The organism is Maritimibacter sp. DP1N21-5, assembly GCF_019218295.1.
Classification (GTDB): domain Bacteria; phylum Pseudomonadota; class Alphaproteobacteria; order Rhodobacterales; family Rhodobacteraceae; genus Maritimibacter.
Genome location: NZ_JAHUZF010000006.1, coordinates 1,151,911 through 1,175,611, shown reverse-complemented (window position 1 = coordinate 1,175,611; position 23,701 = coordinate 1,151,911). Strand labels below are relative to the sequence as shown.

General features: G+C 65.6%; 22 protein-coding genes and 1 tRNA gene. 13 read left to right on the top strand and 10 right to left on the bottom strand.

Features of this window, described 5'->3' with window-relative positions; translation table 11 throughout:
• Nucleotides 1-24: 24 nt before the first annotated feature.
• Nucleotides 25-1,011, top strand: a complete 987-nt coding sequence (locus KJP29_RS13430; RefSeq protein WP_218464043.1) for a tellurium resistance protein — start codon at nucleotides 25-27, stop codon at nucleotides 1,009-1,011.
• Here KJP29_RS13430 and KJP29_RS13425 read toward each other — a convergent pair.
• Nucleotides 1,008-1,355 (bottom strand): MmcQ/YjbR family DNA-binding protein, encoded by a 348-nt coding sequence (locus KJP29_RS13425; protein WP_218464042.1) that lies wholly within the window; start codon nucleotides 1,353-1,355, stop codon nucleotides 1,008-1,010. The two genes, KJP29_RS13430 and KJP29_RS13425, sit on opposite strands and share 4 nt — an antisense overlap.
• Before the next feature lie 179 nt (nucleotides 1,356-1,534).
• On the opposite strand from KJP29_RS13425, the gene cysS reads away from it, so the two are divergent.
• From cysS to KJP29_RS13405, 4 genes are all read left to right on the top strand, one after another.
• Complete coding sequence (cysS, locus tag KJP29_RS13420; protein ID WP_218464041.1) at nucleotides 1,535-2,932, top strand: cysteine--tRNA ligase; 1,398 nt, start codon at nucleotides 1,535-1,537, stop codon at nucleotides 2,930-2,932.
• Between the two features lie 150 nt (nucleotides 2,933-3,082).
• Nucleotides 3,083-4,711 carry a citramalate synthase gene (gene cimA / locus KJP29_RS13415; RefSeq protein ID WP_218464040.1) on the top strand — a complete coding sequence of 543 codons (1,629 nt, stop codon included), beginning with the start codon at nucleotides 3,083-3,085 and terminating at the stop codon, nucleotides 4,709-4,711.
• A 17-nt stretch (nucleotides 4,712-4,728) separates the two neighbouring features.
• Nucleotides 4,729-5,697 (top strand): alpha/beta fold hydrolase, encoded by a 969-nt coding sequence (locus tag KJP29_RS13410; protein WP_218464039.1) that lies wholly within the window; start codon nucleotides 4,729-4,731, stop codon nucleotides 5,695-5,697.
• Nucleotides 5,694-6,434: a squalene/phytoene synthase family protein gene (locus tag KJP29_RS13405; RefSeq protein WP_218464038.1), complete on the top strand. Its 741-nt coding sequence runs from the start codon at nucleotides 5,694-5,696 to the stop codon at nucleotides 6,432-6,434. Before KJP29_RS13410 ends, KJP29_RS13405 begins: the two co-directional genes overlap by 4 nt.
• 26 nt (nucleotides 6,435-6,460) lie before the next feature.
• Here the strand turns inward: KJP29_RS13405 and KJP29_RS13400 are convergent, their stop codons facing one another.
• From KJP29_RS13400 to cobA, 3 genes are read right to left on the bottom strand one after another with little or no spacing between them, the layout of a single operon-like run.
• On the bottom strand, nucleotides 6,461-7,681 hold the full coding sequence (locus KJP29_RS13400; protein ID WP_218464037.1) for an MFS transporter: 1,221 nt from the start codon (nucleotides 7,679-7,681) through the stop codon (nucleotides 6,461-6,463).
• Nucleotides 7,682-7,721: 40 nt separating this feature from the next.
• Entirely contained in the window at nucleotides 7,722-8,993 is a 1,272-nt protein-coding gene (locus KJP29_RS13395) for a cobyrinate a,c-diamide synthase (protein WP_218464036.1), read from the bottom strand.
• Complete coding sequence (gene cobA / locus KJP29_RS13390) at nucleotides 8,990-9,844, bottom strand: uroporphyrinogen-III C-methyltransferase (RefSeq protein ID WP_218464035.1); 855 nt, start codon at nucleotides 9,842-9,844, stop codon at nucleotides 8,990-8,992. The genes KJP29_RS13395 and cobA overlap by 4 nt, the downstream gene beginning before the upstream one ends.
• A gap of 131 nt (nucleotides 9,845-9,975) precedes the next feature.
• On the opposite strand from cobA, the gene KJP29_RS13385 reads away from it, so the two are divergent.
• From KJP29_RS13385 to KJP29_RS13365, 5 genes are all read left to right on the top strand, one after another.
• The gene (locus KJP29_RS13385) at nucleotides 9,976-11,022 is read left to right on the top strand and encodes a cobalt-precorrin-5B (C(1))-methyltransferase (RefSeq protein WP_218464034.1); all 1,047 of its coding nucleotides are present in this window, start codon (nucleotides 9,976-9,978) and stop codon (nucleotides 11,020-11,022) included.
• Nucleotides 11,019-11,750, top strand: a complete 732-nt coding sequence (locus KJP29_RS13380; protein WP_218464033.1) for a cobalt-precorrin-6A reductase — start codon at nucleotides 11,019-11,021, stop codon at nucleotides 11,748-11,750. Before KJP29_RS13385 ends, KJP29_RS13380 begins: the two co-directional genes overlap by 4 nt.
• Nucleotides 11,747-12,379, top strand: a complete 633-nt coding sequence (locus tag KJP29_RS13375; RefSeq protein ID WP_218464032.1) for a DNA-3-methyladenine glycosylase 2 family protein — start codon at nucleotides 11,747-11,749, stop codon at nucleotides 12,377-12,379. The genes KJP29_RS13380 and KJP29_RS13375 overlap by 4 nt, the downstream gene beginning before the upstream one ends.
• Entirely contained in the window at nucleotides 12,379-13,056 is a 678-nt protein-coding gene (locus KJP29_RS13370) for an alpha/beta hydrolase (RefSeq protein ID WP_218464031.1), read from the top strand. Before KJP29_RS13375 ends, KJP29_RS13370 begins: the two co-directional genes overlap by 1 nt.
• Nucleotides 13,057-13,297: 241 nt before the next feature.
• On the top strand, nucleotides 13,298-13,882 hold the full coding sequence (locus KJP29_RS13365; protein WP_218464030.1) for an HNH endonuclease: 585 nt from the start codon (nucleotides 13,298-13,300) through the stop codon (nucleotides 13,880-13,882).
• Nucleotides 13,883-13,885: 3 nt separating this feature from the next.
• Here the strand turns inward: KJP29_RS13365 and KJP29_RS13360 are convergent, their stop codons facing one another.
• Nucleotides 13,886-15,055, bottom strand: a complete 1,170-nt coding sequence (locus tag KJP29_RS13360) for a Hint domain-containing protein (RefSeq protein WP_218464029.1) — start codon at nucleotides 15,053-15,055, stop codon at nucleotides 13,886-13,888.
• A gap of 73 nt (nucleotides 15,056-15,128) precedes the next feature.
• Nucleotides 15,129-16,076 (bottom strand): radical SAM protein, encoded by a 948-nt coding sequence (locus KJP29_RS13355; protein ID WP_218464028.1) that lies wholly within the window; start codon nucleotides 16,074-16,076, stop codon nucleotides 15,129-15,131.
• A 192-nt stretch (nucleotides 16,077-16,268) separates the two neighbouring features.
• Between KJP29_RS13355 and zwf the strand changes: the two genes are divergently transcribed.
• The 3 genes from zwf to pgi all read left to right on the top strand — a co-directional run bounded on the left by zwf (nucleotide 16,269) and on the right by pgi (nucleotide 20,081).
• The gene (zwf, locus tag KJP29_RS13350; protein WP_218464027.1) at nucleotides 16,269-17,714 is read left to right on the top strand and encodes a glucose-6-phosphate dehydrogenase; all 1,446 of its coding nucleotides are present in this window, start codon (nucleotides 16,269-16,271) and stop codon (nucleotides 17,712-17,714) included.
• Complete coding sequence (gene pgl, locus KJP29_RS13345; RefSeq protein WP_218464026.1) at nucleotides 17,711-18,391, top strand: 6-phosphogluconolactonase; 681 nt, start codon at nucleotides 17,711-17,713, stop codon at nucleotides 18,389-18,391. Before zwf ends, pgl begins: the two co-directional genes overlap by 4 nt.
• A gap of 73 nt (nucleotides 18,392-18,464) precedes the next feature.
• Nucleotides 18,465-20,081, top strand: coding sequence for a glucose-6-phosphate isomerase (gene pgi / locus KJP29_RS13340; RefSeq protein ID WP_218464025.1), 1,617 nt, complete (start codon nucleotides 18,465-18,467; stop codon nucleotides 20,079-20,081).
• Between the two features lie 21 nt (nucleotides 20,082-20,102).
• Here the strand turns inward: pgi and KJP29_RS13335 are convergent, their stop codons facing one another.
• The 4 genes from KJP29_RS13335 to KJP29_RS13320 form a co-directional block, all read right to left on the bottom strand.
• Nucleotides 20,103-20,492: a GFA family protein gene (locus KJP29_RS13335; protein WP_218464024.1), complete on the bottom strand. Its 390-nt coding sequence runs from the start codon at nucleotides 20,490-20,492 to the stop codon at nucleotides 20,103-20,105.
• 189 nt (nucleotides 20,493-20,681) lie between these two features.
• The gene (locus tag KJP29_RS13330) at nucleotides 20,682-21,248 is read right to left on the bottom strand and encodes a superinfection exclusion B family protein (RefSeq protein WP_218464023.1); all 567 of its coding nucleotides are present in this window, start codon (nucleotides 21,246-21,248) and stop codon (nucleotides 20,682-20,684) included.
• Between the two features lie 79 nt (nucleotides 21,249-21,327).
• Nucleotides 21,328-21,401 (bottom strand) — tRNA-Gly (locus tag KJP29_RS13325).
• A gap of 96 nt (nucleotides 21,402-21,497) precedes the next feature.
• Entirely contained in the window at nucleotides 21,498-23,531 is a 2,034-nt protein-coding gene (locus KJP29_RS13320; protein ID WP_218464022.1) for an ASKHA domain-containing protein, read from the bottom strand.
• Between the last annotated feature and the right edge of the window lie 170 nt (nucleotides 23,532-23,701).

Sequence of the window (23,701 nt, the reverse complement as noted above, 5' to 3'; positions counted from 1 at the left end):
TGTGTCCCGACAGGAGATATGCCCATGCAACCGCCTTTCCTGAAGCCTGCGCCCAAGAAACCCGGTATCTGGCGGCGCACGCCGCCCGCGCTGTTCCCGCCGATTTTCGGACTCTTCGGTCTGGGCGTGGCCTGGCGCCGCGCCGTGGACGCCTGGAACGCACCCTTCGCGATGAGCGAGGTGATATTCGGCGCGGTGACGCTGCTCTATCTCTTCGTGCTCCTTGCCTATGTCGCCAAGGTCCTCCGCCGTCCCGGGGTCGTGGCCGAGGATCTGCGGGTTCTGCCCGGCCGGGCGGGGCTGGCGGCGATGTCGCTCTCGGGGATGCTGATGGCGGGCGGGCTCATCCCGGTGTCCGAGGCGCTCGCCAGTGCGGTACTGGTCGTGGCGATCACGGTGCACGCCCTGTTGCTGGTGCTGGTCATCCGGGCGCTGGTCACCGGGCCGGCCGAGGCGCGGACCGTGACGCCCGTCTGGCACCTGACCTTCGTCGGCTTCATAATCTCGCCCATCGCCGCGGTCCCGCTCGGATGGCTGACCTTTTCCACGGTCGTCTTCTGGGTCACGCTGGCCTTGGCGGTCTTTATCTGGGGCGCGTCCGTCGCGCAGTTCGTCCGGCGCGACGTGCCCGCGCCGCTGCGCCCGCTCCTCGCGATCCATGTGGCCCCGGCGAGCGTGCTCGGGTCGGTGGCGATGCTGCTCGGCTATTCCTATCTGTCGCTGGGTCTCGGCCTTTTCGCGCTGGTCCTTGTCCTGCTTCTGGTCCTGCGTGTCCGGTGGCTGACCGAGGCCGGGTTTTCGCCGCTCTGGGGAGCTTTCACCTTTCCGGCGGCGGCCTTTGCCGCACTCATGCTGCTTCTCGGCGCGGCAGGGATGGGTGAGTTGTTCCGCTATGTCGGTGCGGCGGTGCTCGTCCTCGCGACGATGGGCATTCCGGTCGTCATGTGGAAGGTGATCCAGCTTTGGGCGAAGGGCGTGCTCGCGGTCAAGACCAACGCGGCCGAGGCTTAATCGACCGTCGCCAGCGAGGCTTGCAGTTTCTTCGGAAGGCTCGCGCGGATCGTATCGTAACTCACGCGGATGCGATGCCGGAACTCGTCCTCGGTCGTCGCCCCGAACGGCAGATGCACCCAGGACTTGTGGAAATAGGGCGCACGCTCGGCCACGCCGGCTTCCTTCAGCATGTCGGCGGTTTCCACGTCCGGGCATTTGACCGCCACGCCCAGCCCCATCGCGCCGATGCTCGCGAACATCTTGCCGCCCACCTTCCAGGCGTCATGCCCGCCGCCCCAGGGGTCCGAGACTTCGGCTCCGGGGTAGGTGGCGCAGATTTCGTTGACCAGCTCGCGTGACATGGAGGAACGCTAACACGCTTGGCAGGGGCCGCGAAGCCTGCTATCGACGGGGCATGAAGAAAACCGCAATCATCATTGGCTGCATTACCTGCTGACATCGTCGGCGGGCCGTTCTTCTGTTTCACAACCAGACCGAAGTTGCTAAAGCCCGCCGCGGGAGACGCGTGTGAGGACGAGACATGGTCGAGATCAAGCTGACGAATACCGCCACGCGGAAGAAAGAGGTCTTCGTGCCCCTCGATCCGGAAAACGTGCGCATGTATGTCTGCGGCCCCACGGTTTACGACCGAGCGCATCTTGGCAACGCGCGGCCCGTGGTGGTCTTCGACGTGCTCTACCGGCTCCTGCGGCATGTCTACGGGGCCGAGCACGTCACCTATGCCCGCAATTTCACCGATGTCGACGACAAGATCATGGAACGGGCCGTGCGGGACGAGAAACCCATCGACCAGATCACCGCCGAGACGACGCAGTGGTATCTCGACGACATGGCCGCCATCGGCGCGCTGGAACCGGATCTCATGCCACGGGCGACCGCCCATATCGGCGACATGGTCACGATGATCGGCGACCTGATCGACCAGGGCCATGCCTACGAGGCCGAGGGTCACGTGCTCTTCGCGGTCGAGAGCTATGCCGACTACGGCAAGTTGTCGGGCCGGTCGGTGGACGACATGATCGCAGGCGCACGGGTCGAGGTCGCGCCCTACAAGCGCGATCCGATGGATTTCGTGCTCTGGAAGCCGTCGGACGAGGGGCAACCGGGCTGGGACAGCCCCTGGGGGCGTGGTCGGCCCGGCTGGCATATCGAGTGCTCGGCGATGGCCTATGAGTTGCTCGGGGAGAGCTTCGACATCCACGGCGGCGGCAACGACCTCATGTTCCCCCACCACGAGAACGAGATCGCCCAGTCGAAATGCGCCCACGCGGGGGCTGGGTTCGCACGGTATTGGCTGCACAACGAGATGTTGCAGGTCGAGGGCAAGAAGATGTCCAAGTCGCTGGGCAACTTCTTCACGGTGCGGGATTTGTTGGATCAGGGCGTCCCGGGCGAGGTGATCCGCTTCGTGTTCCTCGGGACGCATTATCGCAAGCCGATGGATTGGACAGCGGAAAAACGGGTCGGTGCTGAGACAAAGATCGAAGGTTTTGTCGAGTTGATAGGGATGTATGGGGACCTCGAGACTGCGAAGACCTTGGAACCAGAACCTGCCCTCATCAACGCTCTCGCAGATGACTTGAACACACACGCGGCGCTCGAGGTCTTGGGCAAGCTAAACGGATCTGGCGATGCAAATCGGCTCGCGCGGAATGTCGTGTTCCTTGGGATTCTGAATTGGGACGCCCTCGCACACCGGGTCTCGGAGTATCGCGAACAAAAGGCTTCATTGGATCGCTATGCGGAGTTGCTTTCCGGGCTCAGGGTTCGCGCAGTGGAAACAAAGGATTTTTCGGAGGTCGACGCCCTGAAAACCGTGCTGACCAATGCCGGTGTCGAGGTGAAGATGTCCAAGGAGGGCGTCGAACTGGTCCCTGGTAAAGGCTTCGACGCAGCTAAGCTGGCGGGTATTTCTTGATGGTTGTGCAGCGAAGAACAGAGGTTCGCGCCCGATCCGAGGGTGGGGGCGATTTCGCCCCCGCCCTGGGGGCGGGTCGGGGGCGAACCGAAACGCAAGCGTTTCGGTGGGAATGCTTCGATGTAACTCTTTTGGATCGCGGGGCTTACCATGCCTGAACGTCTCTACCTATTCGACACCACGCTGCGCGACGGGCAGCAGACGCAGGGCGTGCAGTTCTCGACGCCCGAGAAGATGGCCATTGCCAAATCGCTCGACGCGCTCGGGATCGACTATATCGAGGGCGGCTGGCCGGGAGCCAATCCGACGGACAGCGAGTTCTTCCACCAGCGGCCCGAGACCCGTGCGACCTTCACTGCCTTCGGCATGACCAAGCGGGCCGGGCGCTCGGCAGCCAATGACGATGTGCTGGCGCAGGTGATGAACGCGAACACGCCTGCTGTCTGCCTTGTGGGCAAGACCCATGATTTCCACGTCTCCACGGCCCTCGGGATCACGCTGGAGGAAAACCTCGAGAACATCTCGGCCTCCATCGCCCATATCGTGGCCGAGGGGAAAGAGGCGCTCTTCGATGCCGAACATTTCTTCGACGGCTACAAGGAGAACCCGGATTATGCGTTGTCCTGCGTGAAAGCAGCCCATGACGCCGGCGCGCGCTGGGTCGTGCTCTGCGACACGAACGGCGGCACGCTCCCGCGCGAGGTCGAGGCGATAACGCGGGCGGTCATCGAGGCGGGCATCCCCGGCGATCACCTTGGCATCCATACCCACAACGACACCGGCAACGCCGTGGCCAATTCGCTGGCGGCGGTGGACGCGGGCGCGCGCCAGATCCAGGGCACGCTCAATGGCCTTGGCGAACGCTGCGGCAACGCGAACCTGATCACGCTGATCCCGACGCTTCTGCTCAAGGAGCCTTACCGCACGGCCTTCGAAACCGGGGTGCCGCAGGAGGCGCTGGTGACCTTGACCCGTGTGTCGCGGCAGCTCGATGACATCCTCAATCGCGTGCCCACGAAATCCGCGCCCTATGTCGGCTCGTCGGCCTTCGTGCACAAGGCCGGGCTTCACGCCTCGGCGATCCTCAAAGACCCGACGACATATGAGCACATCGACCCGGTGATCGTGGGCAATGCTCGCGTCGTGCCGATGTCCAACCAGGCCGGGCAGTCGAACCTGCGCGCGCGGCTCGAGGAGGTTGGGATCACGCTCGAGAAGGGCGACGCCCGGATGACCGAGATCCTCGACGAGGTGAAGCGGCTGGAAGACGAGGGCTATGCCTTCGACTCGGCGCAGGCCTCCTTCGAACTGGTCGCGCGGCGCATCCTTGGCACCTTGCCCCATTATTTCGACGTCGAGCGCTACCGCGTCATCACCGAACGCCGCCGCAACGCGATGGGCCGGATCGTGGTGGAGAGCGAGGCCGTTGTCACGACGCGCACCAATGACGGCAAGGAACGCACGGCCTTCTTCAAGAACGAACATGCGCAGGAAATGCAGGACGACGGGCCAGTGAACGCACTCTGGCAGGCGCTGCAATCGGACCTTGGCCCCTACAAGAAGGCGATCAAGGGCGACGTCTTCCTCAAGGACTTCAAGGTCCGGATCACGCAGGGCGGCACCGAAGCCAAGACGCGGGTCATCATCGACTTTCAGGACGCGGCTGAGAACAGTTGGTCGACGGTCGGTGTCTCGGCCAACATCGTCGATGCGAGCTTCGCGGCGCTGCTCGACGCCGTGGTCTGGAAGCTGGTGCGCGACCGCGTGACGCCGGTCTGAGCGGACAGGGGGCAGGGATGTTTGCCAAGGTTCTGATCTTCGCGGGGATTTCGGTCGCGGTGTATTTCGCCATCGCCTTGGGGCTGATCCTGTCGCAACGGCCCGGGACGCTCTCGGGCGAGGGAGGTCTGACTTTCGACGGTATCCTGCGGCAAACGAAGATTGCGCCACTGCCGCAGGGGACTTGGACCGCGCCGGACGGGACGCAGCTGACCTACGCCCATGTGCCGGCACCCTCTCCCGACGCGCCGCTCGTCCTCATGGTACATGGCTCGGGCTGGTATGGCGGGCAGTTCGAGGCACTCGCCCGGTCCTTGGGCGATCTGGCAGAGGTCAAGGCGGTCACGCTGCGCGGTCACGGCAAGGACCCGGCACGGCGCGGCGACGTGGATTACGTCGGCCAGTTCGAGGACGATCTGGCCGCGCTCCTGGCTGAGTCCGACGGGCGCAGGCGCTTCCTGCTTGGTCATTCCTCCGGCGGCGGGCTGGTGGCGCGGTTCGCGGGCGGGAAGCACGGCGCGATGATCGACGGCGCGGTGCTGCTTGCGCCGTTCCTGCAATATGACGCCCCGACAACGCGGCCCAATTCCGGGGGGTGGGCCCATGTCCTGACCCGGCGCATCATCGGACTCACCATGCTGAACACTGTCGGCATTCACGCCCTCGACCATCTGACGGTCATCCAGTTCAACATGCCGCAGGTGGTGCTTGACGGGCCTCTCGGCGGGTACGCCACGACGGCCTACTCCATGCGCTTGAACACAGGCTTCGCGCCGCGGCGGGACTGGAAGGCGGACGTTGCCGCGCTGCCGCCGTTCCTCTTGGTGGCGGGGGCCGAGGATGAGGCGATGGTGGCCGGCGCCTATGAACCTATCTTGTCGGAGGTGACGGACCGAGGCGATTATGTCGTGGTGGAGGGGGCCGGGCATCTCGACATCGTCGACCATCCCGAGACGCGCGCGGCTATCCGGGACTACCTGAAATGAGCGTTCAGGCCTGCGCCGAGATCGTCCATGCGGGCGATCCCGACCGTTTCGCGGCCGCCATGACCGCGCCGGTGCCCGACCGCGAGATCCTGTTTCCGCTCTATGCCTTCAACCTCGAGGTCGCAAAGGCGCCCTGGATGACACAGGAGCCCATCATCGCACAGATGCGGCTCCAGTTCTGGCGCGACGCCCTGGATGAGATCGAGGCGGGCGCCACGCCCCGCGCGCATGAGGTAGTGCAACCGCTGTCCGAGGCGATCCATCGGCGTGACATTCCATTGGGAGCCCTGCGCGGGATGATCGACGCGCGGCTGGCCGACATCTCCCGCGAGCCTTTCACCGACGTGTCGCTCCTCTGGACCTATCTCGAGAAAGGCGCGGGCGGCCTCATGGTTGCAAGTTGCGCGGGTCTGGGCTTTGACACCCGGGACCCCGCGCTGACCTTGGGGCGGGCGCAGGGGCTTGCGAACTTCATCACGGCCTTGCCCGACATGAAGGCGCATGGCTGGTCGCCGGTCGCGCCGGAGGGTCTGTCCCGGATGGCGCAGACGGCCCTCACGGATATCGCGGCGCTGAAGGGCGTAGACTTCGCGACAGCGACCCCGGCCGCCCGCGCGGCCTGGCGCGCGCGCGGGACGCTGACGCGATTCCTGCGTGATCCCGAAGGTCCCCTGGTCGAGAGCGAGTTCGCGCGGCGCAGCAGCCTTGCCTGGAAGGCCCTGCGCGGGACCTGGTAGGTTCGAGGCGGGCTACAGAGGGGCGCTCAGTCCTCGGACGGACGCATCACCAGCCAGATCAACGCGGCCCCTGCAAGCGCGAGGAAAGGCACCATGGCGAGGTTCACCGCCATCCAGCCGTCCTGCGGCGTGCCGCCCGCGCAGTTCATGAGCCCACCCGAGGCGAGCGAGGCGACGGTGACCCCGCCAAAGACGAGCATGTCGTTCATGCCCTGAATCCGGCCCCGCTCATGGGCTTCGTGGGCGCCGGCGAGCATCGTGGTCGCGCCGATGAAACCGAAGTTCCAGCCCACGCCCAGCAGGACGAGCGCAAGGAAGAAGTTCTCGAGCTCCACGCCCTGCATCCCCACGACCCCGGCTGCCGCGAGGATGGCGAGCCCGACCGCCATGATCCGTCGCGTGCCGAAGCGTGCGATCAGGTGGCCGGTGAAGAAGCTCGGGATATACATGGCCAGCACATGGGCCGAGACGACGTCGGCGGCGGTGGATTTCTCGAACCCGCAGCCGACCACCGCGAGGGGAGTCGAGGTCATGACGAGGTTCATGAGCGCGTAGCTGACCATGGCGACGATGATCGCGACCGCAATCGTCGGCGTCGTCAGAAGCTCCCACAGGCTGCGCCCGCGCGGCGCGTCATGCGACGGCACCGGCGGCTTCGGGATATCAAGCGCGAGGAAGAGGAGCGAGCCGATCACGTTCAGCGCGATGATCGCCACATAGGCGCCGAGGAAGGGCACCACCGTCGCGTCCGCCGTCACTTTGACCAGCTGCGGGCCGATGATGGCAGAGGCGAGACCGCCCGCCATGACATAGGAGATCGCCTTGGGCCGGAACGCGTCTGACGCGGTATCGGCGGCGGCGAAGCGGTAGAACCCCTGCGCGCTCATATACATGCCGGTGAAGGCCGAGCCGATGATGAAGACGGTAAAGCTGCCCAGGGCCAGCCCATAGGCGGCGATGCCCGCGCCGACCGTGCCGCCGAGCGTGCCGGTCCAGAAACCGACGCGGCGGCCGAAGCGTTGCATGATCCAGCTCATCGGATTGGCCGAGAGCATCGACACCAGAACGATGGCCGAGATCGCGAGCGTCGCGAAACAGGGGTTGGGCGCAAGCGACTGGCCCGCAAGGCCGCCGATCGTGAAGATCATCGGCATCTGGGCGCCAAGCAGCGCCTGCGCGAGCACGAGGATCGCGACATTGCGTTTCGCGCGGGAGTCGTCGGCCGGGGTGAGGATCGCGTCAGTCATGCAAGATCGCTTATATGTTCAGAGCGCCCGGGAAAAGGGGTCATGGTATGAGATGGGCGAAGGACCCGGCGACCCGCCCCTCGATCAGGCCCATGGGATCGAGCGCTTCGCCAAGAGCGTCGGTCGCATCGAAGAGCGGCGTGCCTTGGGCGCTGATCGTGGTGGCATAGTGGAATTCATGCGCCTTGTGGCGACCGGGCAGGCCGGGCCAGTGGCTTGTCAGGTTTCGATAGCCCAGATGGAGCTTGCGCGTCTCGAAGGAGGTGGAGAGCCCCAGAAGCCCGGCCATGCGGTGTCGGGTGCCTGCGGCATCGGTGAGCCATTCGCCCAGCACCATGTAGCCGCCGCACTCGCCATAGATGTCGGCCTCGGTCGCGGCCTCCCGGAGCGATGAGAGGAAGCGCGTGTTGGCCGCGATCCGGCCTGCGTGAAGCTCAGGATAACCGCCGGGAAGGTAGACGAAGTCCGCATCGGGCACCGCCTCGTCGGCAAGCGGGGAAAACGGCAGGAGCGTCGCGCCCTCCGCCACCCAGGCGGCGCGCTGGTGCGGATAGGAGAAGGAAAACGCCGTGTCGCGCGCAATGGCGATGCGTCGCGGTCTGGGCTGGACCGGCCCCGGCGCAACCGAGGCGACGGGCCGGGCGAGAGCGACGAGCGCGTCGAGGTCGATCCCGGCGGCCACAAGGTCGGCGGCACTGTCCAGAAACGTCGCGATGTCCGGGTGTTCGCCGGCCTGCACGAGGCCCAGGTGGCGGTCCGGGAGCGCAAGTGCCGCGTCGCGGTAGAGCGTGCCAAGCACCGGGAGCCCCAGGGGGCCAAGCGCGCGGCGCAGCATGGCCTCGTGACGGGCACTGCCGACCCGGTTCAGGATCACCCCGGCCACGCGGACCTCCGGATCGTGGGTCGCGAAGCCGCGCACCACGGCGGCGACCGATTGGGACATCCGGGCCGCATCGACCACGAGGATCACCGGAAGGTCGAGGATCCGGGCGAGGTCTGCCGTCGCCCCGTCGCCATCCGGTGCCCCGTCGAACAATCCCATCGCGCCTTCCACGATCAGAAGCCCGTCACCATGGGCGAGGCTGCGGATCTGGCGTTTCGTCATGGCCCAGGCATCGAGGTTCACCGAGGGTTGCCCGGAGGCGGCCTCGTGAAACCGGGGGTCGATGTAGTCGGGTCCGAATTTCGCACCGCGCACCGGCGCCCCCTGACGCGACAGCGCGCGCAGAATCCCAAGGTTGAGCGTCGTCTTGCCGCTTCCCGAGGCGGGTGCGGCGAGGATCAGGCCCCGGTTCGTCGCGGAGAGGGTCATCCCTCTTCCGCCGGACGGCCAATTCGCAGGGGGTCGAGGTCCCTCGGTGCGCGTCCCATGGCAAGGGACTGCCAGTCGAGCGCCTGCCGCAGAAGCGCGGCGCGCCCGATGCAGATGACCGCCGGCGCCGCGAGATGGGCCTTCTCGGCATCCAGCGACGCTTGGGCGAGGGTGGTTTCGAGCACCTGTTGTTCGGGCAGCGTGGCATGGGCCACGATGGCGACCGGTTCATCGCCTGCGCGCCCGGCGGCCATGATGTCCGCGCAGATCTCGGCAAGGTTCGACATGCCCATGTAGATCACGATCACCTGCGACCCGCGCGCGACCGAGGCCCAATCGACTCGAGTTGTCGCACCCGAACGGTCGTGCCCCGTCACGAAGGTGACGGCCTGATTGACGTCGCGATGCGTGACGGGGATGCCCGCATAGGCCAGCCCGCCGATGCCCGCCGTGATGCCCGGAATGATGCGGATCGGAACTCCGTGCTGAACAAGGGTCTGGCCTTCTTCGCCGCCGCGCCCGAAGACGAAGGGATCGCCCCCCTTCAGGCGCAAGACCCGCTTGCCCGCGCGGGCGAGGTCGACCAGCTGAAGCGAAATGTCGCGCTGTTTGGCCGATGGCTTGCCGCCGCGTTTCCCGGCGTGGATGCGTTCGGTCCCCTCGGGTGCCCAGTCGAGGATGCGGGGATCCACCAGCGCGTCGTGAACGATGACGTCGGCCTGTCCGAGTGCATTGAGCGCGTGCAGCGAAAGAAGGCCGGGATCACCGGGACCGGCACCGCAGAGCCAAACCCAGCCGGGCTCCATGAGGGGCCAGTCGCCGGGGGGAAGGGAGAAGGTCTGTGTCGTCATGGGGCCGTTATGCACCCTTGCCGGTCACTCGGAAAGGCCGGTTGCGACCATGGCCGGCTGCCTGCGACCATCGCTCTGAACCTCGGTAGTCCCCCTGTTCTTTTCACGCCCGCGCGGCCATAGTCGCGGCGATGAACGACACATCTGTCCGAGAGTTGCGCCGGGGCTGGACCACGGGCGCCTGCGCCACCGCCGCCGTGCGGGCGGCGCTCTTGCGTCTTTGGGGCGGGGCCTGGCCGGATGACGTGACCATCACCCTTCCGAGGGGCGAGACGCCGACCTTCCCGCTCGCCCATGTCGCGGAGGGCGAGGGCTGGGCCGAAGTGGGCATCACCAAGGACGCGGGCGACGACCCAGACGTGACTCACGGCGCGCTGATCGTGGCGCGCGTGACGCCCGGCGGCACCGGCGTGCGTTTTGAGGCCGGTCCCGGTGTGGGCATCGTGACGAAGCCCGGCCTGCCGATCGCGCCGGGCGAGCCCGCGATCAACCCGGTTCCGCGTGAGATGATGGCGGCGCAGGTGGCCGAGCTGGCCGCGCGTTTCGGCCAGTCGCCAGACGTTCTGATCACGGTCTCCATTCCGGGTGGCGAGGCGATTGCGGCCAAGACCTGGAATCCCCGGCTCGGGATCGAGGGCGGTCTGTCTGTCCTTGGCACCACGGGAATCGTGCGGCCGTTTTCCTGCGCGGCCTGGATCGCCTCCATCCATCGCGGGATCGACGTGGCGCGGGCCGAAGGTCTGACTCATGTCGCGGGCTGCACGGGTGCCACGAGCGAGCGGGCCGTGCGCGCGCTCTACGGTCTGCCCGAGGGGGCGATGCTCGACATGGGGGATTTCGTGGGGGGGATGCTCAAGTATCTGTCCACGCATCCGGTCGACCGCGTGACCGTCGGGGGCGGGATCGGCAAGATCACGAAGCTCGCCCAGGGCGCCTGGGACCTGCATTCAAAACGCGCGCAGGTCGATATGGGCGCCTTGGCGGACTGGCTGGAGGAGCCGCGGATAAAGAAGATGAACTCGGCTCTGGAAGCCTATGAGTTCGCAGGCGAAAAACTGCCGGACATCGTCGCGCGGCGGGCCTTGGACCAGATCCGGGACCGCTTCGGGAAGGACACCCGGTTCGACGTCGTCATCGTGGACCGGGCGGGCGCGGTCATCGGGCGGGCCGGGCCATGAAGATCCTGCTTCTGGCCGGCACCACCGAAGCGCGGGCGCTCGCCGCTCGGCTCGACCGCGACGGTCGCATCGACCTCACCGTGTCGCTGGCCGGCGCCACGCGCAGCCCGCTTCCGCTGCAGGGAAACCTGCGGACGGGCGGCTTCGGTAGTCGTGAGGCTCAGAAAAAATTCATGCAAGGTATGGGCTTCGACGCCGTCATTGATGCGACGCATCCATTCGCGGCGCGGATTACCGAGCGCACAGCGGAGATTTGTCGGTCCCTCGGCCTGCCGCGTCTGGTCCTCCTGAGGCCGCCCTGGCAACCCGGACCCGGCGACGATTGGCAGGAGGTGGAAAGCGCGGCCCGAGTGGGCGATCACGTCAAGCAGGATGACGTCGTGTTTCTGGCGACCGGACCCGGGTCTCTCGACGCCATCGGCCCGCTCGACGCGCGCCGGATTCTGTGTCGCCGGATCGACCCGACGGATCAGCCATTTCCCTGGATGGTCGGTAACTGGCTCGTCGGGCGGCCGCCTTTCGACGCGGGTGACGAGATCGAGACCTTCCGTGAGGAAGGGGTGACCCTCCTGGTCACGAAGAACGCTGGCGGCACGGGGGGCGAAGCCAAGCTCGTCGCAGCGCGGCAGTTGGGCCTTCCCGTGATCATGATCTCTCGGCCACCGCCCCCTGCTGGTGAGGTGGTCGAGACCTTGGAGCAGGCGATCGACTGGGTGGACCGGTTGTGAGCGTCGGCCGCATCATCGAGGGACCGGGCTGCGTGGAAGAGGGCGCTGCCTGGCTCGCCGCCCGAGAGCCGCGTTTCGCGGCGGCGCTTGTCAAAACCGGCGCGCTTCCCCTGCGTCGCAAGCCCGAGGGCTTTGCCGAGCTTCTGTCGGCCATCGTGAGCCAGCAGGTTTCCACCGCCTCGGCCGCTGCAATCTGGGCGCGGATGGAGGCGGCGGGGCTGGTCTCACCGGGACCTGTGGCGCGAGCGGGCGAGGAGGGGCTGCGCGCGGTCGGGCTGTCGCGCCAGAAGATCCGCTATGCCCTCGCACTTGCCGAGTCCGGACTGAACTTCGACGCGCTGTCGGACCTGCCCGACGAATCCGTGATCGCGCGGCTGGTCGCGCTGCCGGGGATCGGGCGCTGGACTGCGGAAATCTATGCGATGTTCTCGTTGGGTCGGGCAGACGTCTTCGCCCCTGGCGACCTCGCCTTGCAGGAGGCGGCGCGGGTGTTGTTCAACCTGCCGGAACGTCCGGGCGAGCGCCAACTGCGCATCATGGCGCAGGATTGGTCGCCGTGGCGGGCCGTTGCGGCGCGGCTCCTGTGGTCCTATTACCGGGTGGTCAAACAACGGGAAGGGGTGCGGTGATGGCGCGCGAATTGCAGTTCAAGAAACGGGAAGCGGCTTCCGGCACCACCACCTCGGTCGTGGTGTTCCTGCATGGCTACGGGGCCGATGGCGCGGATCTTCTGGGTCTTGCCGAACCGCTTGCGCCCCATTTGCCTGACACGACTTTCTATGCCCCTGACGCGCCCGAGAAATGCGCGGGCAACCCCTTTGGCTTCCAGTGGTTCCCGATTCCCTGGCTCGACGGCTCGTCACAGGAGGCGGCCGAGGCCGGAGCGGCTGCGGCGCAGGAGGATATCGACGCCTTTCTTGACATCGTGATGCAGGCCGAGGAAATCGGGCCCGAACAACTCGTCGTCGTCGGGTTTTCGCAAGGCACCATGATGTCCCTGCAAACCCTGCCGCAGCGTGACGCGCCGATTGCCGGTCTCGTCGCCTTTTCCGGTCGCCTGCTCGACCCGGAGCATTTTGCCGAGCATGTGAAGGTGCGCCTGCCGGTGCTCCTGATCCACGGGACGGCGGATGAAATGGTGCCCTTCAATCACTTCCACGAAGCGGGCGCGATCCTTCAGGACGCGGGCTTCACCGTCTATGGCCATGTTCAGGAAGGCACCGGACATGGAATCGCCCCTGACGGGCTGGGGGCGGCGCTGTCTTTCATGGCCGAACGTTTGGGGGTCCCGCTCGACCGGGGGTGACGTCCTCGGATGGGCACGCTCCGATTGTGCCTGTTTTCTATGCATTTAGCCGACATCTCGCTGCGCCGCTGGCCTGTCACATGGCTGACATGAGGTCCGGTCAGACTGCGCCCAGATCATGGGGCTTGTCAGGTTTCCGAACCCAGATATAGTCCAAGTTAGGACATGACGGGGCGGGGGCTCCCGCCCTGCAACCAAGGCGAAATATCCGGGGCACAGGGCGAGAGCGGAGTCACTAAGAATGGACGGCGATTTCAGGACGAGTTTTGTCAGAGACCACAGCAACCCGCGGTCGCATCCCGCGCTGGTGCTGAATGCGGATTATCGACCGTTATCCTATTATCCACTGTCGCTGTGGCCGTGGCAGGAGGCGGTGAAGGCGGTGTTTCTGGACAGGGTGAACATCATCGCCGAATACGAAGAGACGGTCCGAAGCCCCAGTATGGAGATCAGGATCCCCTCGGTGGTGGTGCTGAAAGATTACGTCAAACCTCAAAAGCGCGTGGCCTTCACGCGCTTTAATCTTTTCTTGAGGGACGAGTTCTGCTGCCAGTACTGCGGATCGAAGGGCGATCTGACCTTCGATCACGTCGTGCCACGGGCGCGGGGCGGAATCACATCGTGGGAAAACGTCGTGGCGGCCTGTTCCCGGTGCAATCTGAAGAAAGGGTCGCGGCCCCTGCATCAGTCAGGCCTCGCCCTGCGCAAACCGCCACGCCAGCCCGGGGCGGAAGAGCTGCGCAACATGGGCCGGCGCTTTCCGCCGAACTTCCTGCACGATAGCTGGATGGACTTCCTCTACTGGGACGCCGAACTGGAAGAGTGACGCTCACGCGCGCCGCTCTCGTGCCTCGAGGTGTTCGGGCATCTGGCGCGGGGCGTGGCGGGTGGCCGACCAGCCGAGGGGCACGGGTTTCGTCCCCGGCAGGGACAGAAGCCCTGCCTGCCGGGCGGCCCGTGTTTCGGCCACAGAGAGCATGAGCCGCGCCGGCGGTGTGCCTGTCAGGCGGCCCATGCGCGCGGCGAGGCGGAGCCAGTCGGAGCGTTCGCCGCCGCTGAGCGTGCCAAACGCTTCAGGCCCCGGAAACAGGCTTTCCACCGCGATGCCATTCGCGATCACGATCTCATGCCGGGGCAGGAGCATCGAGAAATAGGTAATCTCCCGACGCCCGGGCAGGGCGCGGATGCCTCTGTCCTGCGCGAGCGCCTTTACAGGGGCGAGCGCGCCGAGGGGGTCATGGAGAGCGAAGGCGCCGGAGGTGGCGACCAGCACCCGGTGATTGGGCGACAGGAGCAGGTCACGGGTCGGCAGACCGGGCCCGAAGGCCCCGCGCGAGATGCACAGGGGTTGCGCCGGATGCGGACGCTCCGCGAAACGGATGCGCCGTTTTCCGATCCATTCCACCGGCTGCGGCCCGCTGTCGAGCGTGGTCACAAGATCGCCGGGGCGAAGTCGGTCCATCCGGCGCGGCCCCGACAGCGTGTCGATCAGGGTCCCGGAGGTGAAACAGACATAGTCAAGCCGGGCGGCGGCATCCTGCACGACGCCGGTGTAGTTCGACGTGGCAACCGAGGTGAAGGTGATCCGGTCGATGCCCTGGCTCGCCAGTTCCGGTTCCGTATCCCGGATGATCGCGAATGTGTCGCCGGTCTGGGTTTGCACCACCCCGATCTGCAGCGCGATCGAGGTTTGGTCATAGAACGTGACTGTGGCATTCATCAGGAGCGCGGCGTCGAGCTTGGTGTGCACCATGCCGGCGCCAAGGTCGTAATGCACCGTGTCGGTGGCGAGCAGGTCGTTGTCCGTCGTCACAGTGTTGTCGAAGGAACCGGTATCCGTCCTGACGGTCACGATCCGTGTGGCCAGTGCGTTTCCGGCCCCTGCGCCAAAAGTGGTCAGCAGGGGTGCGGCCGTCTCGACGGTGAGAGACGCCTCATCGGTATCCATCTGGGCCAGCTTGCCGAGATAGAGCGTCGACCAGAAGATATTGTCAGCCACTAGGGTGCCCTTGGTTCATTCCCAAAGGCATAGGGCTGCATCGTTGAGATGCCGTTAAGTGAAGCCTGGCCCCTCAGGCCGAACAGGACGCGCCGCCCAGAACGCAGAACTTCGCGCAATGCGGGTGATTGAGCGCCACCGGGCGCTCGGCGTCCGCGAGCGTCGGGCCGAGGTCGAAGCCGTCTTCGTAGGGCAGGAGCGTGCAGGCGGTGACCGAGGGCAGGGCGCCCCGGCGTTTCACCACCATGCGCGAGGTGGCGCACATCACGTCCGAGGGCGATTTGTTCAGGATCCCCCAGCAGGCCGTCGTGATCTCGGGCACTTCGACGGAGAGGTCCATCTCGGGGAAAAGGACGAGCTCCGCCGGATTCATCGCGTCGATCGGCCAGTCGCGGTCTCGAAAGAGCGCCGCATAGCCGGCACGGGCCTCGTCTTCGGTCTCGTCCCACCGCGCCCGGCCAGCGACGGCGAGGGTGCAGGACTGGCCCGCGATCCAGTCGGTCCCGGCAAGGGTCGAGGACCAGCTTCCCGCCCCGCGCACGGCGTCGTGGCCCGCTTCGGTCCAATGATCGAGCGAAACCCGCAGCGTGATCCTGGCGCCAAACCCCTTGATCAGCTGCCCCAGGTGCGCCGTGACCTGCGGGCGCTGCATGGGGCGCATTGCATTGGTGAGGACGAGGACCTCGAACCCGGCCGACAGGCTGTCGCGCATCATGGCGATGATGTCGGGGTTCATGAAGGGCTCGCCGCCGGTGAAGCCGATTTCGCGCACCGGCCAGCCGCGCTCGGCGATCTGCCCAAGAAAATCACGGACCTCGGCGGCCGTCATATAGGCAAGGCGGTCGTTGTCCGGCGAGCTCTCGATATAGCAGTTCTCACAGGCGATGTTGCAGAGCGTTCCCGTGTTGAACCAGAGCGTCGTCGGATTCGTCAAAGCCACGGTTGCCCGGTCGCTGCCGTCTGCCGTGACCTCGGGGTCGATGAATTTCCCCTGATTGGCCGGGACGATCCGCTGATCCATGTAACCTCTCCGCTTCGATCAAGGCCTAACCGAAAGCTCGGACAAGGAAAAGCGGCGCGAACGGTGTTGTGAAGACGCGAAGGATGCTAGACAGCTTGGCGGAGGGAGGCTATCCACGGGGCGCGACCGGTTAGCGCTAACGACGGCAGGTCAAGAGCAGCTGTCCCTCCGGTCGGCCAACAGGAGACGGTCATGGTATCGCGCGTCATTCCGGTCGAGCCTTTCGATCTGGTGATCTTTGGCGGAACGGGGGATCTGGCCCGCCGCAAAATCCTTCCGGGTCTTTACCGGCGCTTTTATGACGGGCAGATGCCCGAGGGTGCCCGTATCGTCGGCGCCGCCCGGTCCGAAATGGACGAAACCGAGTTTCGGGCCTTCGTGAAGGAGGCTATCCGGGAGTTCGTGAAGAAACGGTTCGACGAGGAACGGGTCGACGCCTTTCTCGAGACCCTGACCTATGTGGCGGTGGATGCGCTTGGCACGGACGGGTGGAAAGACCTGGCCAAGATCATGCGCAAGGACGTGGTGCGGGCGTTTTACTTCTCGGTCGGGCCGGGGCTCTTCGGCGAGATCGCCGAACGCCTTCACAAGCACAAGATCGCGGACGACCAGAGCAGGATCGTCGTGGAGAAGCCCTTTGGCCACAACCTCGAGACCGCACGGGCGCTCAACCGCACATTGGCCGAGCACTTCGACGAAACCCAGATCTACCGGATCGACCACTATCTGGGAAAGGAGACGGTCCAGAACCTGATGGCGGTGCGCTTTGCCAACATGCTGTTCGAGCCGCTCTGGAATGCGCAATACGTGGATCACATCCAGATCACGGTGTCAGAGACGGTCGGTGTCGGCGGGCGCGGGGGATACTATGACAAATCGGGCGCCATGCGGGACATGGTGCAGAATCACCTGATGCAGCTTCTGTGCCTGACCGCGATGGAGCCGCCCTCGCGCTTTGAACCCGATGCCGTGCGAGACGAAAAGCTCAAGGTCATCCGCGCGCTCCAGCCGGTCGAACCCGCCGACATCGTGCGCGGGCAATACAAGAGCCAGAAGGAAAGCTACATCGACGACGTGGAGAACCCGCGCTCGATCACCGAGAGCTACATCGCACTTAAGGTAGAGATCGCGAACTGGCGCTGGAACGGAACGCCCTTTTACCTGCGCACCGGCAAGCGGATGAAGGAACGGGTGTCCGAGATCGTCGTGCGGTTCAAGGAACCGCCGCATTCGATCTTCGAGGAAGACACCGGCCAGACCGCGAACGAGCTGACGATCCGGCTTCAACCCAATGAAGGCATGGATCTGACCGTGACGATCAAGGAGCCGGGCCCCGGGGGAATGCGGCTCATCGACGTGCCGCTCGACATGACCTTTGCCGAGGCGCTGGGAGAGGAGGCCGCCGATGTGCCGGACGCCTATGAGCGGCTTATCATGGACGTGATCCGAGGCAACCAGACGCTCTTCATGCGCGGTGACGAGGTCGAGGCCGCCTGGGCCTGGACCGACCCGCTGATCGAAAGCTGGGAAGCGCGGGAAGACCGGCCCCACAGTTATGAACCCGGGTCCACTGGCCCGGAAGAGGCGCTGATCCTCATGCATCGGGACGGGCGCCGCTGGCGGGAGTTGCGCACATGAAACATGACTTTCGGGAGTATCCCGACCGCGAAATGATGATGATGGGCATCGCCGACCGGATCGCGAGCGACCTGCGGCAGGCGCTTCAGAACGACGATCGCGCGTCGATTGCCGTGCCCGGGGGAACCACGCCGGGCCCGATCTTCGACACGTTGAGCGGGGTCGATCTCCATTGGGACAGGATCGACGTCCTGCTGACCGATGAACGCTGGGTGCCCGAGGACAGCCCGCGTTCGAACACGCGGCTCCTGCGGGATCGATTCTTCGTCGACAAGGCCTCCGATGCCCGGCTCGTGCCTCTCTATGGCGGGACGGAGACGCCAGAGGACAGCCTCGCGCAGCTGTCCGAGGCGGTCGAAGCCGTGCTTCCCCTGTCCGTCGTGCTGCTTGGCATGGGCGAGGACATGCACACTGCAAGCCTGTTCCCCGGGGCGGACAAACTGGACGAAGCGCTCGATCCCCATGCGCCCGCGCTGCTCCCGATGCGCGCGCCCGGCGCACCGGAGGCCCGGATCACGCTGACGGCGCGCGTGCTGAATGATGCAATGTCGAAACACCTCGTCATCACCGGCGCGGCGAAGCGGGAAGCGCTTGAACGTGCAGTGAAACTGAACGACCCTGCCCAGGCGCCGGTCAGCGCCGTATTACGTGATATGGTGGTGCACTGGGCCGAATGATGGCGTAGATCATCGGCTAAACGAAAGCGGTCGCGCCTGCCACGCGCGGGCGCCGAGGGAATGGGGACATCACATGACGTGGGACGCGGTGAAGGCCTACCGGGCCGATCAGGGCGACCTCTCGATCGGCGACTTGCTCGGCGATGACGGGCGGGCCGAGGCATTTTCGGTCCGGCTCGATGATATGCTTTTTGACTACTCCAAGACCGCGATGGACGGCGGCGCCCGAGCAGAACTGCTGGCCCTTGCAGCGGAACGCGATGTCGAGGGCCGGACAAGGGCGATGTTCGCGGGTGAGCGGATCAACGAGACCGAGGGTCGCGCCGTGCTCCACACCGCGCTTCGCAATCCCGACCGCCGGGGGCCATCTGTCGACGACGAACAGGTCATGCCCGCGATTCACGCGACCCTCGAGCGGATGGAGGAGTTCGCCGAGGGCCTGCGCCGCGGCAACGTGCGCCCGCACAACGGGGGCCGGTTCACCGACGTCATCAACATCGGCATCGGGGGCTCCGACCTTGGCCCCGCCATGGCGACGCTCGCGCTCGCGCCCTATCACGACGGCCCGCGCATCCATTATGTCTCCAACGTGGACGGGGCCCATATCCACGACACGCTCGACGGGCTCGACCCGGCGACGACGCTCGTGATCGTGGCGTCGAAGACCTTCACTACCATCGAAACCATGACCAATGCCGAAACGGCCCGGCAGTGGCTCAAGTCCGCCCTCGGGGCCGAGGCGGTGGGCCGGCATCTCGCGGCGGTGTCCTCCGCGATCGACAAGACCTCTGAATGGGGCATCGACCCGAGCCGTGTGTTCGGCTTCGAGGATTGGGTCGGCGGGCGCTATTCGATCTGGGGGCCTGTCGGGCTCGGGCTGATGATCGCGGTCGGCGCGAAGCAGTTTCGCGAGTTTCTCGCGGGCGGTCACGACCTGGACCTCCATTTCCAGACCACGACCGGCACCGACAACATGCCGGTCATGCTCGCGCTCGTGGGGATCTGGCATCGGCAGGTCTGTGGCTATCCGACCCGCGCCGTGCTGCCCTATGACCAGCGCCTGTCGCGTCTGCCGGCCTATCTCCAGCAGCTCGAGATGGAGAGCAACGGAAAGTCGGTGTCGATGGATGGCACCGATCTGCCGGTTCCCTCGGGCCCCGTCGTCTGGGGCGAGCCTGGCACCAATGGCCAGCATGCGTTCTACCAGCTCATCCACCAGGGCACGCAGGTCGTGCCTTGCGAGTTCCTTGTCGCCGCACGGGGCCACGAAGCCGACCTGGATGGCCAGCACCAGCTTCTCGTGGCCAATTGCCTCGCCCAGTCCGAGGCCCTCATGAAGGGCCGGTCGCTGGACGAGGCGCGTGCGCTGATGCGCGAGAAGGGTCTGGAAGGCGACGAGCTGGAGCGGCAGGCCCGCCACCGGGTGTTCCCCGGCAATCGCCCCTCGACGACCCTGATCTATCCGCTGCTGACGCCGCGCGTTCTCGGCCGGATCATCGCGCTCTACGAACATCGGGTCTTCGTGGAGGGCGTGATCCTCGGCATCAACTCCTACGACCAGTGGGGGGTGGAACTGGGCAAGGAACTGGCGCTTGCGCTCGGTCCGGTCGTCGCCGGTGAGGTTTCGGGGGACGACAAGGACGGCTCCACGCGCATGCTCGTGAGCTACCTCCACGCCAACCGCGACTGAGCGGGTCCGGTTGGCTCCGGTTCAGCGATCGTCCGCTGCGCCGTCGCGCTCGTACTGCCGCGCGCCAGGCAGGGGCGCGAGCCAGCTTTCGCGGCGGATGGTCCAGAGCTCGTAATCCGGGCGGAACCGGTCGGGCGCATCAAAGGCACCAAGGTGCACCTCGATCTCGCCATCATGATCGCTGACCGCGAACACCGACCCACCGCAGCGCGGACAGAAGTGACGACCGTGATACTCAGCGGTCCGCCCGGTGACGGGAACGTCCTCGGACGGAAAGACGGCGGCGGCATAGAACACCGCACCATGGTGTTTGCGGCAGTCGAGGCAATGGCAAAGCCCGACGCGCAGCGGCGTGCCGGTCGCGGTGAACCGCACGTCGCCGCAGAGGCAGCCTCCGGGGTGTTCCGGCATGGTTGGTCTCCTTCTTCACGCGATTTGCCGCAAGAATGTCATTCGCTCTTTCTGCGAGGGATTCGTGACATAGGCTTGGAATAGTAGAAGTCGCCCGGCTCACGTATTTTGCCTTCTCCATGCGGCTCCTCACCAATTGACACAATGGTTGTGCAAAAAGAAGAACTGCGCTCTCTATCCTGCCTGTGCTCAATATCGACCCCTGAACCAAGGAAGAGCCGGGCCCTTGTGATTCTCCGGGAAGGCCGAGCGGTGTTCCAGTAGCATGTCCCAAATATGGTCAGGCACCGAGAAAGGGAATTCACTCAGACCGTAGGACAAACCGGAAATCGCATCCATTTGTATGAATCCACGTTTCAGCAATGAAGATCCTGGCCCACAGTCCATCTCGGCCTCGAAACTCTTTTGATTGTGCTCCAAGAGATAACCAAAGATGGCGCGCTCTCTCGGGTTCATGTACTGAATGTAGTCGACGAAATCTTCCTGCTTCTTGGCGACAGCTTTGACCCGCTTTCGCTTATTCAAACGGTTGTCGAAACCATTCTTCGTCCAATCTGCCAAGTGGTGAAACAACGGTGCTAGACCGAGGCCGCCACAAACAAGGCAGGCTAGCGGCAATCCATACACCACCCACGGCGAGTCTATTGGCGGCAGCACCTCAAAGATCAGAAGTAACCAGAAGATGCCGAGTGCAACACTCAGTCCAAGCAATTGCCCCCAAGTAGCCTTCAGAATTGTTAGCCAGCCCGAGTCCATGGTATTCGCCTGCCCACACGTAAGATGAGGGCCTTATCTCTTAAGATATGACATAAAATCAACCATTTGAGAAACGTTTTGGAGCGGGTGAAGGGAATCGAACCCTCGTCTTAAGCTTGGGAAGCTCCTGCTCTACCATTGAGCTACACCCGCGTGACGGCGGAGATACGGAGCGGCGCGGGCTTCGTCAAGGGGGTTCGTCCGGGGGCATCGCGCGATCTAGCCGGACGCTCCCCTCGGGTCAGCACATCAGCCGCGCCGGCGCCGGCGGCGGGTGCCGTCTTCTGACGGGCCGGCATTGAAGGTGACATCCGGGAGCGTCACGACCGAGCGCAGGATCGGGAAGGGGTCGGCCGCGTTGGGCATGGCCGTGGCAGCGACGAAATGCTCCTGGAACCGGGGTTCGACCGCGGTCTCGATCTTCTCGATCCGGCGCACGAGGGCCTCGACCTCGCCGCGCGCCTCACGGTTGAGGAGCGCGATGCGCGCCCCGGTGCCCGCAGCATTGCCCGCCGATGTGACGCGGTCCAGCGGACAGTCCGGGATCATGCCCAGGACCATGGCGTGTTTCGGGCTGATATGGGCCCCGAAGGCCCCGGCCAGCACGACCCGGTCCACATGATCGACGCCGCGCTTGTCCATGAGCAGGCGCGCACCCGCATAGAGCGCCGCCTTGGCCATCTGGATCGCGCGGATATCGCCATTGGTGACGGTGATCTTGCGGTCCTCGTCTTCCCACAGGAGATAGGAGTAAGTCCGACCTTCCGAGATGCAACGCGCGGTGCCCGTGGCCTCCGGCCCGCCGATGAGCCCACCCGCGTCCACGATGCCCGCCATGCGCATCTCGGCGACCACTTCGATGATCCCCGACCCGCAGATGCCGGTGATGCCGGAGCCGGCTGTGGCCTCGGCGAACTCGGGGTCGTCCGACCACAGCTCGCAGCCGATGACGCGGAAGCGCGGTTCCTTGGTGACCGGGTCGATCTCCACCCGCTCGATTGCGCCGGGCGCGGCGCGCTGGCCCGAGGAAATCTGGGCACCCTCGAAGGCGGGGCCGGTGGGCGAGGAACAGGCGAGCACGCCGCTCTTGTCTCCAAGCAGGATCTCGGCGTTGGTGCCCACATCCACCACGAGTACAAGGTCGTCCGAGAGGTTGGGGGCTTCCGACAGGGCCACCGCGGCAGCATCGGCCCCCACGTGGCCCGCGATGAGCGGCAGCACGTAAGCGCGCGTGCCAGGCGCGACCGACAGGCCGATGTCGGTGGCAAGCAGGCGCTGCGCCGTGCCCGTGGCGAGCGCGAAGGGCGCCTGGCCAAGCTCGTAGGGATCGAGCCCCAGGAACAGGTGGTGCATGACCGGGTTCATCACGAAGGTCGTGTCCAGAAGGCTCGACCGGTCGATGGACGCCTCGGTCACAAGCTCGTCGACAAGTGTGCCGATCCCCTCGCGCACCACGCGGGTCATTTCGGCCGCGCCCTCCGGGTTCATCATGCCGTAGCTCACCCGGCTCATGAGGTCCTCGCCGAAGCGGATCTGGGGGTTCATGAGACCCGAGGAGGCAAGCACTTCTCCGGTGTCGATGCGGACGAGATGTCCGGCGATGGTGGTCGAGCCGAGATCGACTGCCAGTCCGTGCACCGGCCCCTCGAAGAACCCGGGCCAGAGCCCGATGACGCGGGGCGGGGTCACGCCGTCGTCATGGATCGCGGCCGTCACGGTCCATTTTCCGTCGCGCAGGATCTTCTGCAACCGGGGCAGAAGGTGGAAATCGAGCGCGAGGCCCGCCTTGTCGCTGTCCGCCCGCTGGGCGGCGAGGGCGGCCAACAACCGCTCCACGTCGCCCGAGGGGTGGTGCATGTCGGGCTCGGCGACTTCCACATAGGTCAGGGTCACGGTGGGCGAAAGGGTGATGTCGCGCACTTCGGCGCGCTTGCGCACGACCTGTTTGTGGACCTGGCTTTCGGCCGGCACGTCGATGACGCAGTCACCCATGATCCGGGCCTGACAGCCAAGCCTGCGGCCGGGCTTCAGCCCCCGGATACGGTCGTAACGCTCTTCGACGGCGTTGATCTCGGTCAGCGCGTCTTCCGCCACTGTCAGCCCGTGCTTCGGGAAGGAACCGTAACCCGGCGACACCTGGCATTTCGAACAGATGCCGCGCCCGCCACAGACGCTGTCAAGGTCGACGCCAAGGCTGCGTGCGGCCTGAAGCACGGGCGTGCCGGCGGCGACCCGTCCGCGTTTGCCCGAGGGGGTGAAGATGACGAGGGGATCCTGACTCATGGCGCGCTCCTTCTGCGCCCGTTGTATCGGGGCGAACGTCAGGGGCAAGCACGACCTGCGACGCGTCAGGGATGCAAAGCGGCACCGGACGCGTGGCGAAACGGGCAGGGCGCTGCGGCTGAAGCTTGCAGATGAATAGGATGTATCCTATATTTTCTCCCGAAAGGATC

Excerpts from the sequence above, each read along its gene's own strand:
- KJP29_RS13380 (WP_218464033.1), top strand. The coding sequence starts at position 11,019 with ATGAAGATCCTGCTTCTGGCCGGCACCACCGAAGCGCGGGCGCTCGCC.
- zwf (WP_218464027.1), top strand. The coding sequence starts at position 16,269 with ATGGTATCGCGCGTCATTCCGGTCGAGCCTTTCGATCTGGTGATCTTT.
- KJP29_RS13425 (WP_218464042.1), bottom strand. The coding sequence starts at position 1,355 with ATGTCACGCGAGCTGGTCAACGAAATCTGCGCCACCTACCCCGGAGCC.
- KJP29_RS13335 (WP_218464024.1), bottom strand. The coding sequence starts at position 20,492 with ATGCCGGAACACCCCGGAGGCTGCCTCTGCGGCGACGTGCGGTTCACC.
- KJP29_RS13405 (WP_218464038.1), top strand. The coding sequence starts at position 5,694 with ATGAGCGTTCAGGCCTGCGCCGAGATCGTCCATGCGGGCGATCCCGAC.
- KJP29_RS13400 (WP_218464037.1), bottom strand. The coding sequence starts at position 7,681 with ATGACTGACGCGATCCTCACCCCGGCCGACGACTCCCGCGCGAAACGC.
- KJP29_RS13355 (WP_218464028.1), bottom strand. The coding sequence starts at position 16,076 with ATGGATCAGCGGATCGTCCCGGCCAATCAGGGGAAATTCATCGACCCC.
- cimA (WP_218464040.1), top strand. The coding sequence starts at position 3,083 with ATGCCTGAACGTCTCTACCTATTCGACACCACGCTGCGCGACGGGCAG.
- KJP29_RS13320 (WP_218464022.1), bottom strand. The coding sequence starts at position 23,531 with ATGAGTCAGGATCCCCTCGTCATCTTCACCCCCTCGGGCAAACGCGGA.
- pgl (WP_218464026.1), top strand. The coding sequence starts at position 17,711 with ATGAAACATGACTTTCGGGAGTATCCCGACCGCGAAATGATGATGATG.
- KJP29_RS13330 (WP_218464023.1), bottom strand. The coding sequence starts at position 21,248 with ATGGACTCGGGCTGGCTAACAATTCTGAAGGCTACTTGGGGGCAATTG.
- KJP29_RS13410 (WP_218464039.1), top strand. The coding sequence starts at position 4,729 with ATGTTTGCCAAGGTTCTGATCTTCGCGGGGATTTCGGTCGCGGTGTAT.
- cysS (WP_218464041.1), top strand. The coding sequence starts at position 1,535 with ATGGTCGAGATCAAGCTGACGAATACCGCCACGCGGAAGAAAGAGGTC.
- pgi (WP_218464025.1), top strand. The coding sequence starts at position 18,465 with ATGACGTGGGACGCGGTGAAGGCCTACCGGGCCGATCAGGGCGACCTC.
- KJP29_RS13365 (WP_218464030.1), top strand. The coding sequence starts at position 13,298 with ATGGACGGCGATTTCAGGACGAGTTTTGTCAGAGACCACAGCAACCCG.
- KJP29_RS13395 (WP_218464036.1), bottom strand. The coding sequence starts at position 8,993 with ATGACCCTCTCCGCGACGAACCGGGGCCTGATCCTCGCCGCACCCGCC.
- cobA (WP_218464035.1), bottom strand. The coding sequence starts at position 9,844 with ATGACGACACAGACCTTCTCCCTTCCCCCCGGCGACTGGCCCCTCATG.
- KJP29_RS13385 (WP_218464034.1), top strand. The coding sequence starts at position 9,976 with ATGAACGACACATCTGTCCGAGAGTTGCGCCGGGGCTGGACCACGGGC.
- KJP29_RS13430 (WP_218464043.1), top strand. The coding sequence starts at position 25 with ATGCAACCGCCTTTCCTGAAGCCTGCGCCCAAGAAACCCGGTATCTGG.
- KJP29_RS13370 (WP_218464031.1), top strand. The coding sequence starts at position 12,379 with ATGGCGCGCGAATTGCAGTTCAAGAAACGGGAAGCGGCTTCCGGCACC.